This is a genomic window from Thioalkalivibrio sp. ALE12 (genome assembly GCF_000381105.1).
Taxonomy (GTDB): domain Bacteria; phylum Pseudomonadota; class Gammaproteobacteria; order Ectothiorhodospirales; family Ectothiorhodospiraceae; genus Thioalkalivibrio.
Genome location: NZ_KB905905.1, coordinates 595,262 through 609,413 on the forward strand (window position 1 = coordinate 595,262; position 14,152 = coordinate 609,413).

Sequence of the window (14,152 nt, forward strand, 5' to 3'; positions counted from 1 at the left end):
CCGTCGCGGGCAGGGTTGAGCGGGCACCGCCCGTCGCCGATACTGTGTTGTTGACCTGACGACTCGGATTTTTCGTGGAATACGTCCTGATCCTCATCAGTACGATCCTCGTGAACAACTTCGTACTGGTGAAGTTTCTGGGCCTGTGCCCGTTCATGGGGGTCTCGCGCAAGGTCGAGACGGCCACCGGCATGGGCCTGGCCACGACCTTCGTCCTGACGTTGTCCGCCGTCAGTTCCTACGTGATCAATGAATACCTGCTGACCCCGCTCGGGCTGGAATACCTGCGCACCATCGCCTTCATCCTGGTAATCGCGGCGGTGGTGCAGTTCACCGAGCTGGTGGTGCGCAAAACCTCGCCCCTGCTCTACAACGTGCTGGGGATCTTCCTGCCGCTGATCACCACCAACTGCGCGGTGCTGGGCGTCGCCCTGCTCAACGTCCAGGAGGCACACAATTTTGTCGAGTCGGCCCTGTACGGTTTCGGTGCCGCAGTCGGTTTTTCGCTGGTGCTGATCCTGTTCTCCGCGATCCGCGAGCGCATCGCCGTGGCCGATGTGCCGGTGATGTTCCGCGGCAGCGCCATCGCCATGGTCACCGCCGGGCTGATGTCGCTGGCGTTCATGGGCTTTTCCGGGCTGGTGCGGCTGTGAGCGTGCTCTACGCCATCCTCGCGATCGGCGGCCTGGCCGCTGCATTCGGGCTGATCCTGGGGTTCGCCGCGCAGCGCTTCCGGGTCGAGGCCGACCCGGTGGTGGACCAGATCGACGCCCTGCTGCCGCAGACCCAGTGCGGCCAGTGCTCCTACCCCGGCTGCCGGCCGTATGCCGAGGCCATCGCCGCCGGCGAGGCGGACATCAACCGCTGCCCGCCCGGCGGTCAGGCCACGGTCCAGGCCCTGGCCGACCTGCTCGACCGCGAGCCCACCCCGCTGGAGGAAGAAGAGCAGGAGAAGGCCGTCGCGATCATCGACGAGAACATCTGCATCGGCTGCACCCTGTGCATTCAGGCCTGCCCGGTGGATGCCATCCTCGGCGCCGCCAAGCAGATGCATACCGTGATCGAGGAGGAATGCACCGGATGCGAGCTGTGCATCGAGCCCTGTCCGGTCGACTGCATCACCATGGTTCCGGTCGGCACCGACATCACCGAATGGCGCTGGTCGGAACCGGAACCCTCGCCCATCGAGCAGCCCATCAAGCGGCCCATCCACGCCATCGCGGACGGTTCGGGGGCTTCCGACTGAGTCGGATGTCCGCAAACCGTTAGAATACGCTTATGCAGCTGCATCGCTTCCACGGGGGCCTGAAACTGGCCGACGAGACCGAAGCCAGCACCCGCGATCCGGTGCTGGTGATGGGCGTGCCTCCGCAGCTGATCGTCCCGCTGGGCCAGCACATCGGCGAGGCCGCGGAGCCCTGCGTGGCGGTCGGCGACTACGTGACCAAGGGTCAGCGCATCGGCCAGTCCAAGGGATATATCGCCGCCCACGTGCACGCCCCCAGTTCCGGGGAGGTGATCGAGATCGCCCCGCACGCGGTGCCCCATCCCTCCGGTCTGGACGCCCCCTGTGTGGTCATCCAGACCGACGGGCGCGACGCCTGGGGCGACACCCGCATGGAACCCTGGCTGGACTGGGATACCCGCGAGCCGCGCAAGCTGCGCCAGCGCATCCGCGACGCCGGCATCGTCGGGCTGGGCGGGGCCGCCTTTCCCACCGCGGTCAAGCTCAACCCGCGCGCCGGTCAGCGCATCCATACATTGATCGTGAACGGGGCCGAGTGCGAGCCCTACATCAGCGCCGATGACATGCTGCTGCGCACCGCCCCGGAGGCGGTGTTCGAGGGCATTCGCATCGTTGCCCACCTGCTGGACGTCGAACGGGTGCTGTTCGCGGTGGAAGACAACATGCCCGAGGCGATGCGGGCCCTCACCGAAAACCTGCCGGGCGAACTGCGCGAGCTGATCCAGCTGGTCTCGGTCCCCTCCCTCTACCCCACCGGCGGCGAACGCCAGCTGATCAAGGTGCTGACCGGCCAGGAGGTCCCCAGCGGCGGTCTTCCGGCCGATATCGGGATGGTCTGCAACAATCCCGGCACCTTCAAGGCGGTCTGCGACGCGATCATCCAGGGGCGCCCCCTGCTGTCGCGCATCGTCACCGTTACCGGGCCGGGCGTGCGGCACCCGCGCAATGTCGAGGCCCTGCTGGGGACCCCGTTCGCCGACGTCATCGCCGCGACCGGCGGTTACGCCGATGGGGTGGATCGCCTGGTGATGGGCGGCCCGATGATGGGTTTCGCGGTCCACGACGACGCCATACCCGTGATCAAGGGCACCAACTGCCTGCTCGCCACTCGCCCCCAGGACACCCCGCCCCCGGGGCCGGTGATGCCCTGCATCCGCTGCGGCGAGTGTGCGGCCGCCTGCCCCGCCCAGTTGCTGCCGCAGCAGCTCTACTGGCAGGCCAAGGCCAAGGACTTCGACGCGATCCAGGGCTACGGCCTGTTCGACTGCATCGAGTGCGGCTGCTGCGCGCATGTCTGCCCCAGCAATATCCCGCTGGTGCAGTACTACCGCTACGCCAAGAACGAGATCTGGGCGCGCGAGAAGGAACGGCAGAAGTCCGACATCGCCCGCGAACGCTATGAGTTCCGCCAGGAGCGCATCGAGCGCGAGGAACGCGAGAAGGCCGAGCGCATGGCCAGGAAGAAGGCGGCGGTGAAGAAGAAGGAGGGCGAGGAAGGCGCCGACGACGACAAGCAGGCCGCCATCCAGGCCGCGCTGGAACGCGCCCGCGCGCGCAAGGCCGCCAAGGCCGGACAGACCGCCGAGACCCCCGGGGACGGACAGGACAACGCCGGCACCGCGGAGGCCGGCACATCCAGCGAATCCGGCCCGCGCGATTCCACGGACTCGGGCAGCCGCTGATGCGCTTTCGCACCGAATCCTCGCCGCACATGATCCCGGCCCACTCGGTGGGCGGGGTCATGCAGCAGGTCCAGATGGCCCTGGTACCCGGCACGCTGGCCATGGCCTGGTTCTTCGGCTGGGGCGTCCTGGTCAATGTGGTCCTGGCGGTACTGTTCGCCGTGGCCTTCGAGGCTGCGATCGTGGCGGCCCGCAAGCGCCCGGTCATGGCCACCCTGAGCGACAACTCGGCCATCGTGACCGGCTGGCTGTTCGCCCTGGCCGTACCGCCGCTGACGCCGATCTGGGTCACCCTGATCGGTATCGCCTTCGCGATCGTGGTGGCCAAGCACCTGTATGGCGGGCTCGGCTACAACCCGTTCAACCCCGCGATGGTCGGCTACGTGGTCGTGCTGGTCTCGTTCCCGCGGGAGATGGCCCTGTGGCCCGCGCCGGACACCCTCTCCGACCTGTCGCTGGGCCTGGGCCAGACGCTGCAGACCGTGCTCACCGGCAGCCTACCGGCCGCACTCGAGTGGGACACGATCACCCGCGCCACGCCCCTGGACGCAATGCGCGAGGGCCTGGGGGCCGGGCGGACCGTCAGCGAGGTCACCGCGAGCCCGCTGTTCGGCAGCTTCAGCGAGACCAGCTGGGAGTGGATCGGCAATTTCTTCCTGCTCGGCGGCCTGTACCTGCTGTTCCGGCGCATCATCCACTGGCATATCCCGCTGGCGGTGATCCTGGGCGTGGCCATCCCGGCCGGCTTCTTCTGGATGCTGGACCCGGATTCCTTTGCCTCGCCGGCGTTCCACGTGTTCAGTGGCGCGGTCATCATCGGCGCCTTCTTCATCGCCACCGATCCGGTCTCCGCCTCCACCACGCCGCTGGGTCGCATCCTCTACGGCGCCGGCATCGGCGTGCTGATCTTCATTATCCGCACCTGGGGCGGCTACCCGGATGCGGTCGCCTTCGCCGTGCTGCTGATGAATATGGTCGCCCCGACCCTGGACCACCTGACGCGGCCGCGCATCTTCGGGCGCTCGCGCCGCGGACCGCCGCCGGGGGACGGGCATGCTTGACCTGAAGCCCCGCGACATCCTGCTGGCCACCGCCCTGCTCGCCGGCTTTGCGGCCGCCGGGGCGGGGATCGTCGCTCTCGTCCAGGGCACGACCGAGGCCCGCATCGAAGAGAACCGCATGGCGGTCAACCGCAACCGCATCGCGGAGCTGACCGGCGACCTGGATTACCGGAACGACCCCGTGCACGACACCATCGATCTCGGCCATGACCTCCTGGGCGGTGACCACCTGCCGGCCTGGTTCGCCCGCGATGCCGATGACGAAGTGGTCGGCATCGTGTTTTCCGCGATCGCGCGCGATGGCTACAGTGGCGACATCCACCTGCTGATCGGCGTGGATCGCGACGGCGAGCTCCAGGGGGTGCGCGTCTCCGCGCATCGCGAAACCCCGGGTCTGGGAGACGCCATCGAGGCCGAGCGCTCCGACTGGATCCACGACTTCCATGGCCGTTCGCTGGGGAACCCTCCGGCCGAGGACTGGCACGTGCGCAAGGACGGCGGCGTGTTCGACCAGTTCACCGGCGCCACCATCACCCCGCGTGCGGTGGTTCGCGCCGTTTATCGCACGCTGCAATACTTCGACGAACACCGCGAGGAGCTGCTGGCGACCCGGCCCGACGACGCCCGCTCCATGGCGGAACCGCTCCCGCAGCCCGAGGACCACGGGGACGACGAGGCAAGCCGATGAACCCGACCCTGACCGACATCATTCGCGACGGCCTGTGGCACAACAACCCCGGGCTGGTGCAGCTGCTGGGGCTGTGCCCCCTGCTGGCGATCTCCGGCACCATGGTCAACGCGATCGGTCTCGGCATTGCGACCACCCTGACCCTGCTGCTGTCCAATGTGCTGGTCTCGCTGATCCGCAACCACGCGCGCCCGGAGATCCGCATCCCGGTGTACGTGCTGATCATCGCCTCCATCGTCACCGCGATCGAGCTGGCGATGAATGCCTGGTTCCACGGGCTGTACCTCATCCTCGGGATCTTTATCCCGCTGATCGTGACCAACTGCGCCATCATCGGCCGCGCCGAGGCCTTCGCCTCGCGCAACTCGGTGCCGCGCGCCGCCCTGGACGGCCTGATGATGGGCCTGGGCTTCACCGGCGTGCTGATCGCCCTGGGTGCGCTGCGCGAGGTCCTTGGCCAGGGCACGCTGATGGCCAATGCCCACCTGCTGTTCGGCGAGTGGGGGCACGGGATGACATTGCAGCTCTATCCCTCCGAGCACGGCTTCCTGCTGGCCCTGCTGCCCCCGGGCGCCTTCATGGCCATGGGCCTGCTGATCGCCGCGAAGAACTGGATCGACAGCCAGTTCGAGCCGGAGCCGACCGCCAGCCGCGACGAGAGCGCCACCGAATCCGAAGCCGCCCCCGACAACGCCTGAACCGAACCGGCCTTGATTCCTGGCCGTCAGCCGGTAAACTTCCGGCGCCACGAATCCGTTCTACCGGGGCCGCGCGCCCCGGACACTCAAACGTCCCAGGAGATTGGCATGGCTGGACATTTCCCGTTTGCTGGCAAGCGCGGCACGCGCTACGGCCTCGCCCCGCGCGGCACGATCGCCGCCTTTTTCGAGAACCACGGGTTCAACGACGACCTGCAGGAGAAGTACTACAAGTGGTGGTACGACTGGGCCAAGGACTTCGTCGAGAAGGACAGCGACCTGTCCTACACCATGATCCGCAAGTTCGACAGCTACCCGATGGGCACCCACGCCCACCACTCGTTCCACCTGAACGACAAGTACTGGCCGAGCTGCCTGGACGAACTGGGTTCGTTCATCCGCGACGTCATCTTCCCGAAGCTGGACGAGAAGGCGATGCATGATCTGGAAGAGAAGCACGCCAAGCTGATCAAGGACCTGGAGAAGGAAGCCGAATCCAACCCGCGCGACGCCGCGCCGGATGTCGGCATGTTCCGCCACGTCTGAGCAACGCCACTACGCGAGTTGCCGGCCCCGCGAAGCGGGGCCGGTTTGTTTGGAGCCTCCGCATCCATGAACGCCGCAAAGCGAGAAGCCATCTTCGAGCGCCTGAAGGCGGCGAATCCCGAGCCGACCACCGAGCTCGAGTACGACACACCGTTCGAACTGCTGATCGCGGTCATCCTGTCGGCCCAGGCCACGGATGTCGGCGTCAACAAGGCCACCCGCCGCCTCTACCCCGTCGCCAACACCCCCGAGGGCATCCTCGAACTGGGCCTGGACGGGCTGAAGGAACACATCAAGACCATCGGCCTGTACAACGCCAAGGCCGAGAACGTGATCAAGACCTGCCGCATCCTGGTCGACCAGCACGGCGGCGAGGTTCCACGCGACCGCAAGTCGCTGGAGGCCCTGCCGGGTGTGGGCCGCAAGACCGCCAACGTCATCCTCAACACCGCCTTCGGCGTCCCCACCATCGCGGTGGATACCCATATCTTCCGGGTCGCCAACCGTACCGGGCTGGCCAGGGGCAAGACCGTGCTCGAGGTGGAGAAGCGCCTGATGCGCCTGACCCCGAAGGCCTACTTGCAGGACGCCCATCACTGGCTGATCCTGCACGGCCGCTACGTCTGCAAGGCGCGCAAGCCGGAGTGCTGGCGCTGCCCGATCGCCGACCTGTGCGAATACAAGGCCAAGACCCCGCCGCCCGCGGGCGCCTGACACCCCCAACTCCGAGGACAACCCGCATGTACGGCAACCGCGACCAGATCCGTACCCAGTTCGTCGACGCCTGGCAGAAGGCGCAGGCCGGCGAGCCAGTCACCGACCTGGAGCAGCAACTGGTGGACGTGATCTCGGAACACCCCGAGTACCACGAATACCTGAAGGACCGCGAGACCGCGCTGACCGGCGAGTTCCCGCCCGAGCTGGGCACCTCCAATCCGTTCCTGCACATGGCGATGCACCTGAGCCTGCGCGACCAGGCGCGGACCGACCGGCCCGCGGGCATCCGCGAACTGCACCAGGGCCTGTGCGCCCGGTTTGGCGTGATGGACGCCGAGCACCGCATGATGGAATGCCTCGGCCAGACCCTGTGGGAAGCCCAGCGCAGCAACAGCGCACCGGACGAGAACGCCTACCTCGAGTGCCTCAAGCGCCTGGCGAGCCGGTAGCCGACTGTTCGGCCGGCGCCGGCTGCCGGTCCAGTCCCAGCCGATCCAGCAGCACCAGCATCGCGGGGGTGAACAGCAACGTCAGCGGCGTAGCGACAAACAGCCCCCCGGCGATCGCGGTCGCGAGCTGCACCCAGAAGCCGGTCACCGGCGCCCCGACATAGAAATCCCTTCCGGCGAAGTCCACGGTCCAGGCCAGCACCATCGGCATCAAGCCGAGGATGGTGGTGATCGCGGTCAGCAGCACCGGCCGCATGCGCTGGGCGGCGGCCCGCAGGGCCGCCTCCAGGGCATCCAGCCCGCGTCGACGCTGCTCGTTGTAGGTGTCGATCAGCACGATGTTGTTGTTCACCACGATCCCGGCCAGTGCCAGCACCCCGATCCCGCTCATCACGATGCCGAATGGCTCGCCGCGCAGGAGCAGGGCCAGCAGCACCCCGGCGGTGGAGAACACGATCGCCGACATCACCAGCAGCGCCTGCGAGAAGCGGTTGAACTGGGTAACCATCATCGCGAGCATCAGGAACAGCGACAGCGCGAAGGCCGCGAGCAGGAAGCGCGCCGCCTCGGCCTGTTCCTCGGCCTGGCCGCGAAACCGCAGCTGCACCTCCGGGTCCAGGTCCATGCCGGCGATGCGCGCCTCCAGCGCGCGCTGGCGCTCGTCCACCAGGTAGCCGCTGGCCGCATCCGCCTCGAGGCTGTAGGCGCGATCGCCGTCGCGGCGCTTGATCAGACCGGTGGCCGGTACCGGCACCAGTTCCGCGAAATGCGCCAGCGGCACCAGCCCGGTCGCCCCGGGCAGGTTCAGGGTGGCCAGCTGCTGCAGGTGGCGCTGTTCCGCCGGCAGGCGCAGGCGGATATCCACCTCCTCGTCGCTGTAGTCCGGGCGGTAGCTGCCAAGCTGGATGCCGCGGGTCAGCAGCTGCACCCCCTCGCCCAGCAGCGGCACGTCCACGCCGAAGCGCGCCGCCTGTTCGCGGTCGAAGCGCACCTCCAGCTCCACCCCGGGCAGTGGCAGATCGTCGGTCACGTCCTCGAAGCCGCCCAGCTCGTCCATCGCAGCGCGGATCTCGCGGATCACCGGCGCAATGCGGTCGGCCTGGCGGCTGGAGGCCTCGACCACGATCGGCCGGCCCTCGCGCGGCCCGCGTTCCTGGGCGCGAAACTGCAGGCGGATGCCCGGCAGGTCGGCGGTACGCTGGCGCAGGTCCTCGATGATCGCGGCCGCCGGCGGGCGCTCGCGCCAGGAGACCAGTTCCAGCTGGATCAGACCGACGAGATCTTCCGGGTAGTCGCCCTGCAGCCGCCCGAGCTGGGTACCGATGGTCCGCGCATAGACATGCTGGATCTGCGGCACCCCCTGCAGGCGCCCCTCCACCTGTCGCACCAGGGCGTCCGCCTCCCACACCGACAGGTCGCCGCGCGCCTGTACCTGCACCTGCACGAAGTCCGGCTCCACCTGCGGGAAGAACTCCACCCCGCGCCCCTGCTGGGCATACAGTGCATAGGCGGCGGCGACCAGCGCCAGCGTGCCCGCGAGCGTCCAGACGGGGCGACGCACCAGCGGCTGCAGCAGGCGGATATAGGCACGGGTCAGGCCCTGCAGTTCGTCATAGCGACCATCCTCGGCCGCGCGCACGTAGCGCGTCTGGGCCGCGTTGATCGGGTGGCTCTGGCCGATCACGGCCCCCAGCGCCGGGATGAATACCAGCGCCATCGCCAGCGAGGCGATCAGGGTCACGATCACCGTGGCCGGCAGGTAGACGATGAACTCGCCGACCATGCCGGGCCACAGCAGCATCGGCGCGAACACCGCCAGCGTGGTCCCGATCGCGGTGGTGATCGGCCAGGACATGCGCTGGGCCGCGGCGCGGAAGGCCTCCCGCCGCGGCATACCCTCGGCCACGTAGCGATCGGCCAGCTCCACCACCACGACCGCGCCGTCCACCAGCATGCCGACCACCAGGATCAGCCCGAACAGCACCACCACATTGAGCGTGAAGCCCATCAGATAGATCGCCAGGATGCCGCCGAGGAAGGCCCCGGGGATGGCCACCCCCACCAGCAGGGCCGCGCGCGCCCCCATCATTGCCAGGATCACCAGCGCCACGATCAGCACCGCAGCGATCACGCTGTTCTCGAGATCGCCCAGCAGGTCGTCGACATCGCGCGCCATGTCCTGCAGGTAGGTGACCTCGACCGTCTCCGGCCAGTCGGCCCGCGCCGCCTCGATGGTCGCGCGCGCGGCCGCCACCACCTCCAGGATGTTGGCCTCCGAGGCCTTGCGGATCTCCAGCGACACCGAGGGCTGGCCGTCGATGCGGGTGAAGCCTTCCGGGTCCAGATAGCTCTGGCGGACCTCGGCGACATCGCGCACCCGCACCACCGCGTCGCCCTCCACCCGGATCGCGGTATCCAGCACGTCGTCGACGTCGTCGATGGTGCCCGGCACCCGCAACGGGATGCGCCCGGCCCCGGTATCCAGCGCCCCGGCCGCAACCAGACGGTTGTTGCGTTCGATCGCCCGGGTCAGCTCGTCGAACGACAGCTCGAAGGTCTCCAGCACCAGCGGATCGACCAGCACCTCCATCTGCTCCTCGCGATCGCCACCGACATCCGCCTCCAGCACCCCGGGGATCGCCTCCACGCGGTCGCGCAGGTCGCGCGCCAGACGCACCAGCGTCCGCTCGTCCAGCGGCCCGGACAGGTTCAGCGTGAGCACCGGGAACAGCGACAGGTCGACCTCGGAGACGCTTGGGTCCTCTGCCCCGGCGGGCAGTTCCGGGCGCACCTGGTCGACCTCCTCGCGCAGGTCCGACAGGGCCCGGCGGTTGTCCCAGCCGGGCTCGAAGTCCAGTCGCACCAGGGCAAAGCCCTCGCCGGCCCAGGACTGCATCTCGTCCACCCCGGGCAGGGTCTGCAGCTCGCGCTCCAGCGGGCGCAGCATCAGACGCTCCGCATCCTCCGGACTGACCCCCGGATAGGGCACGGACACAAAGAAGATGGGGATGTCGATCTCGGGGGCCGCCTCCTTGGGCACCACCTGGTAGGCGGTCGCGCCCAGTACCAGGATCAGCAGCAGGAACAGCAGCACCGTCCGGGCGTGCTCCACCGCCCAGGCGATCAGGGCCTTCACCGCAGGGCCTCGCCCACCGGTTCCGGCGCGGCCGCGCCCGTCGATGCCTCCATGGGCCGGGGCCGCACGGTCTCGCCCGGGGTCACGAAGCCGTGGCCGATGGTGATCACCCGCGCGCGCTCCGGCAGCCCGGTGACCCAGACGCCGTCGGTGGCGGCACGGATCACCTCGACCGCGTGGAAGACCACCCGGTCGTCGTCATCCACCGTCTTCACCCCGACCCGGCCGCTGTCGTCCAGCCCCATCCAGGCCGGCGACAGCTTGTGCGCCGCGACCGTCTCGGTCGGAATCTCGACCCCGGCGCTGATCCCGGAAGGCAGCGCCTCGTCGGCATTCGGTACCTCCACCTCCACGCGGAAGGTCTGGGTGCCAGCCTCGGCCACCCGCGAGACGAACCGCACCTCGCCCTCCGCACGACGCCCGTCGAGGAAGCGGATGCGCGCCGCCTGGCCCGACTCCACCCGCCCGATCTGATGCTGTGGTACATGCACCACCGCCAGCAGCGGGTCGTTGTCCACGATCTCCGCCACCGGGTCGCCACGGGCCACGAAGTCGCCCCGTTCCGCCAGACGCTGATTCACCACCCCGGCCACCGGCGCGATGATGCGCGTGTTGCGGATATCCAGCTCGATCGCCTCCAGCTCCGCGCGGGCGGCCTCGCGCTCGGCCTCGCGGGCCTCCAGCTGGGTGCGCGACACATGGCCCTGATCGTGCAGCCGCTGGGCGGCCTCGAATTCGCTCTCGGCGCCGCGCAGCCGCGCGATCGCCTGGCGCCGGCGCGCCTCGCGGTCGTCCATGCGCAGTCGCGCCAGGGGTACGTCGGCGGCCACGCGTGCCCCGCGGGCCACCTCCCACTCGGCCACCTGACCGGCGGTCTCGGCACGCACCAACACGCGCAGATCCGGCTCCACCCGCCCCTGCAGCACCAGCAGGCGCTCCACCGGCTCCGCCTCCAGCGTGGTCACGGCCACGGCCATCGGCTGCGGCTCGGCCGCCCGCGGCGCCTCGTCGGCCTCGCGCCCGAACATCCCCGAGGCGATCCAGAGGATCACCAGCAGCAGGATGCCCAGCGCGAGCAGCACGCGCGCCTGTCCGCGCAGGCGCTGCCACCAGGAATCAGCCATCGCCGCGCCTCCGCTGTATGCCGGCGGTACTCACTTTGCCCCGCCGAACAGACGCTGCCACCAGCGCCGGCGGCTGCCGGTCGGCGGCATCGCCGCCTCCAGGTCCACCGGCGGCACCCGCGACAGCACCCAGCCCGGCAGCACCCGCAGCCCCGAGGAGCCGCAGCTGGAGCCGAGGTTGTTGGGGTCGAAGATCTTCACGAATTCCGGCGCCTCGCGGTCATCGACGTAGACGATCCCGCAGTAGTCCTCGTCGTGATCCTGCCGCAGCAGGGTGTCGACCTCGTCGATGAAACGCCGGAAATCTTCTGCGGAGACCGGTTCCACGGGCACGGTATCCCCTACCGCGTAGATGTACCAGCCGCCATCGGCGCGGTCGCGCAGCAGCGTCCACAGCCGCTCCAGCTGCTCCCAGTACAGGATGCCGGTGGAACCGGCCTCGAAACGTTGCAGGAAGTCGGGCACGGGCCCTTGGGACGCTGGATTCATACGGAGATCCGTTTATCCGGAAAAGACCCTTATCCTAGGGAAACACTGATCAATGTACACACTCGCGTTGGCACCCCAGGTTCTTCGAGACCAGGCGCGTCGTGCGGCGGGTAGTGGTTCTACCCGCCCGTTTTTGATGGATTCGGGGCGCAACGCAGGATCGGGGAACCTGGGGTGCCAACCTCACAACCTATTGAACGAAGGGGCTCGGCCGCCCGTTGTTGACAAAAACGGGCGCGGGAACGGCGTTGCGGCTCCCTTGTGCAGAATGACTGCACGGCAGTCACCGCGCCTTGTTCGCACGCAAAAGCGACTCGAGCGCGAGCGTGCACATTAATCAGTGTTTCCCTCGGGAAACAGCGGTGAATGTACACGCTCGTGTAGTTCCCGCATGGCTTGCAGGGAACCCCAGACCGGGGCCAGGCTCTTAAACGGAAAGCCTTTAGCCAAGAAGACTGCGCCATGCGAACCATCTCCCACGCCACTTCCCTGCGCGCCGAGCCGGAACGGGTCTTCGAGTTGCTGAGTCACGTGCCCAACTTTGTCGACCTGTGCGACCACGTCGAGCATATCGAGTGCCTGGGTGACGACTGCTATCGCTGGACCATTCGGGCCGCCGGGATGCGCATGGATTTCGATGTCGAGGTCTGCACCGCGATCGCGCCGGAGCACTTTGCCTGGCGCTCCATCCGCGGGGTGCAGAACCGGGGCAGCTACCGCCTGAGTCCCGAGGGCGAGGACCGCACGCGCGTGGAGTTCGAACTGGAGTACAAGCTGAACCCGCTGCTCGACGCGGCCGTGCGGCGCGCGGCCCAATCCTTGGTCGACCGGGTGTCGGGCCAGCTGATGGAACGGGCCCAGCAGCGGCTGGACGCCGAGGCGGCCCGTTCCTGACCCCAAACCTGGCCCCAGCGTGGCCGGGTGTCAGGCGGTCTCCGCCGCGGCGCTGGCATCGGGGCGCGCCAGCAGGTCGCGCAGGGTGCGCCCGTTCAGGCGCTCCTCGCGCGCCTGATCCACCTCTTTCAGTGTCGTCTCCACACTCAGGCTGCCGCGCAGACGACGAATGGCGTGGTCGTCACTGTCCTCGCGCAGCGCCTCCAGGATTTCGTCCACGCGGATCGCGTCCAGGTCGCGGGCCGGTACCAGATGCTGGCCCTCGCTTCCCGCCTTCAACAGCAGACCGGCTTCTTCCAGCCGGCGCGCCGCATCACCCAGGGCATTGCCCGGCACCGCCAGGGTCGCGGCCACCTCGTCCAGGGTGGGTGCCGGGCGCCCGTCGTGGAAGCGCTGGCCGACCTGCTGCATCAGGTGCAGACCCATGCGCTCGCGTGCCGCCCCGGAAAGGCGCAGGCGGATGCCGCGCACGTTCATGTACTCCGGGTGCTGGACGAAGAAGGCGACATTGGCCCCGATCAGCAGGATCAGCCAGGCGAGGTAGATCCAGATCAGCAGCATGATCATGATGGCGAAGCTGGAGTAGATCGCCGCATAGCGCGTTGAACCCGCCACCATGTTGGCGAATACCCAGCCCACGCTCTGCCACAGGAAACCGGCCACCACCGCGCCGATCAGCGCCGGGAGGATCTTGACCCGGGTGTTCGGCACGAACACGTAGATGAACGCGAACGCGGAGATGATCAGGATGTACGGCACCAGCCGCGAGATCTCGGTAATCAGCATGCCGAAGGGTTCGACCCCGGCAATCGCCTGCATCGCGGCCGATGACATCACCGTGGCGGTCAGCCCCAGCGCCGAGACCACCAGCACCGGACCGATCAGGATCACCGACAGGTAGTTGGAAAAGCGCTGGGCCAGGCTGCGGCTGTTCTCCACCCGCCAGATGGTGTTGAAGGCCAGCTCGATCTTCTGCACCAGCGCGATGACGGTATACACCAGGAACAGCAGGCCGACGAAGCCGAGCACGCCCACGCGCATGTTGTCGACAAAGTCGAGCACGTTGTGGGCGATCTCCACCCCCTGCTCGCCCAGCGGTTCAAGCACGCCCAGCAGGAACGGCTCCACCGCGTTGTGGGCACCAAAGGCCTTGAGCACCGAGAACGACAGCGCCAGCAGCGGCACCATCGACAGCAGGGTGGTGTAGACCAGGCTCATCGCCCGCAGCGTCAGCTGGCCCTCGGAGACCTCGCGGGCCAGGCCGAACAGGCCCCGCACGACACCCAGCGGGACCGCCTTCCACCAGGGCAGCGCCGACAGGTCCGTGTCCTGGACCAGCTCGACCAGCTGGCGCCGGCGGGCATCCAGGCGTTCGGCCCAGGCTACGCCCGCCACGCATCACTCCCGTGGGTATGTGGCCCC

General features: G+C 68.4%; 14 protein-coding genes. 10 read left to right on the forward strand and 4 right to left on the reverse strand.

Features of this window, described 5'->3' with window-relative positions; genetic code table 11:
• Positions 1 to 74: 74 nt before the first annotated feature.
• The 9 genes from rsxA (at position 75) to F614_RS0102770 (ending at position 7,087) form a co-directional block, all read left to right on the forward strand.
• Entirely contained in the window at positions 75 to 653 is a 579-nt protein-coding gene (gene rsxA / locus F614_RS0102730) for an electron transport complex subunit RsxA (protein ID WP_018866879.1), read from the forward strand.
• Positions 650 to 1,246, forward strand: a complete 597-nt coding sequence (rsxB, locus tag F614_RS0102735; protein WP_018875761.1) for an electron transport complex subunit RsxB — start codon at positions 650 to 652, stop codon at positions 1,244 to 1,246. Before rsxA ends, rsxB begins: the two co-directional genes overlap by 4 nt.
• A 32-nt stretch (positions 1,247 to 1,278) precedes the next feature.
• Positions 1,279 to 2,928 (forward strand): electron transport complex subunit RsxC, encoded by a 1,650-nt coding sequence (gene rsxC / locus F614_RS0102740; protein WP_019558207.1) that lies wholly within the window; start codon positions 1,279 to 1,281, stop codon positions 2,926 to 2,928.
• Positions 2,928 to 3,989 carry an electron transport complex subunit RsxD gene (rsxD, locus tag F614_RS0102745; protein ID WP_018866882.1) on the forward strand — a complete coding sequence of 354 codons (1,062 nt, stop codon included), beginning with the start codon at positions 2,928 to 2,930 and terminating at the stop codon, positions 3,987 to 3,989. The genes rsxC and rsxD overlap by 1 nt, the downstream gene beginning before the upstream one ends.
• Positions 3,982 to 4,677, forward strand: a complete 696-nt coding sequence (gene rsxG, locus F614_RS0102750) for an electron transport complex subunit RsxG (protein WP_019558208.1) — start codon at positions 3,982 to 3,984, stop codon at positions 4,675 to 4,677. The genes rsxD and rsxG overlap by 8 nt, the downstream gene beginning before the upstream one ends.
• On the forward strand, positions 4,674 to 5,375 hold the full coding sequence (locus F614_RS0102755) for an electron transport complex subunit E (RefSeq protein ID WP_018866884.1): 702 nt from the start codon (positions 4,674 to 4,676) through the stop codon (positions 5,373 to 5,375). The genes rsxG and F614_RS0102755 overlap by 4 nt, the downstream gene beginning before the upstream one ends.
• Positions 5,376 to 5,483: 108 nt before the next feature.
• Positions 5,484 to 5,921 carry a hypothetical protein gene (locus F614_RS0102760; RefSeq protein ID WP_018866885.1) on the forward strand — a complete coding sequence of 146 codons (438 nt, stop codon included), beginning with the start codon at positions 5,484 to 5,486 and terminating at the stop codon, positions 5,919 to 5,921.
• A 66-nt stretch (positions 5,922 to 5,987) separates the two neighbouring features.
• Positions 5,988 to 6,635 (forward strand): endonuclease III, encoded by a 648-nt coding sequence (gene nth / locus F614_RS0102765; RefSeq protein WP_018878554.1) that lies wholly within the window; start codon positions 5,988 to 5,990, stop codon positions 6,633 to 6,635.
• Positions 6,636 to 6,661: 26 nt separating this feature from the next.
• Positions 6,662 to 7,087, forward strand: a complete 426-nt coding sequence (locus tag F614_RS0102770) for a DUF1841 family protein (protein WP_018866887.1) — start codon at positions 6,662 to 6,664, stop codon at positions 7,085 to 7,087.
• Here F614_RS0102770 and F614_RS0102775 read toward each other — a convergent pair.
• The 3 genes from F614_RS0102775 to F614_RS0102785 are packed head-to-tail and all read right to left on the reverse strand — an operon-like array spanning position 7,065 to position 11,836.
• Entirely contained in the window at positions 7,065 to 10,223 is a 3,159-nt protein-coding gene (locus F614_RS0102775; protein WP_019558209.1) for an efflux RND transporter permease subunit, read from the reverse strand. The genes F614_RS0102770 and F614_RS0102775 overlap by 23 nt on opposite strands.
• Complete coding sequence (locus F614_RS0102780; protein ID WP_018878883.1) at positions 10,220 to 11,347, reverse strand: efflux RND transporter periplasmic adaptor subunit; 1,128 nt, start codon at positions 11,345 to 11,347, stop codon at positions 10,220 to 10,222. The genes F614_RS0102775 and F614_RS0102780 overlap by 4 nt, the downstream gene beginning before the upstream one ends.
• Positions 11,348 to 11,377: 30 nt before the next feature.
• Entirely contained in the window at positions 11,378 to 11,836 is a 459-nt protein-coding gene (locus tag F614_RS0102785) for a hypothetical protein (protein WP_026329788.1), read from the reverse strand.
• Between the two features lie 462 nt (positions 11,837 to 12,298).
• On the opposite strand from F614_RS0102785, the gene F614_RS0102790 reads away from it, so the two are divergent.
• A complete protein-coding gene (locus F614_RS0102790; RefSeq protein ID WP_018875767.1) occupies positions 12,299 to 12,730 on the forward strand; it encodes an SRPBCC family protein in 432 nt (143 codons plus the stop codon).
• Positions 12,731 to 12,760: 30 nt separating this feature from the next.
• Here F614_RS0102790 and F614_RS0102795 read toward each other — a convergent pair whose 3' ends face one another.
• On the reverse strand, positions 12,761 to 14,125 hold the full coding sequence (locus F614_RS0102795; RefSeq protein WP_018878558.1) for a YihY/virulence factor BrkB family protein: 1,365 nt from the start codon (positions 14,123 to 14,125) through the stop codon (positions 12,761 to 12,763).
• Positions 14,126 to 14,152: the final 27 nt, after the last annotated feature.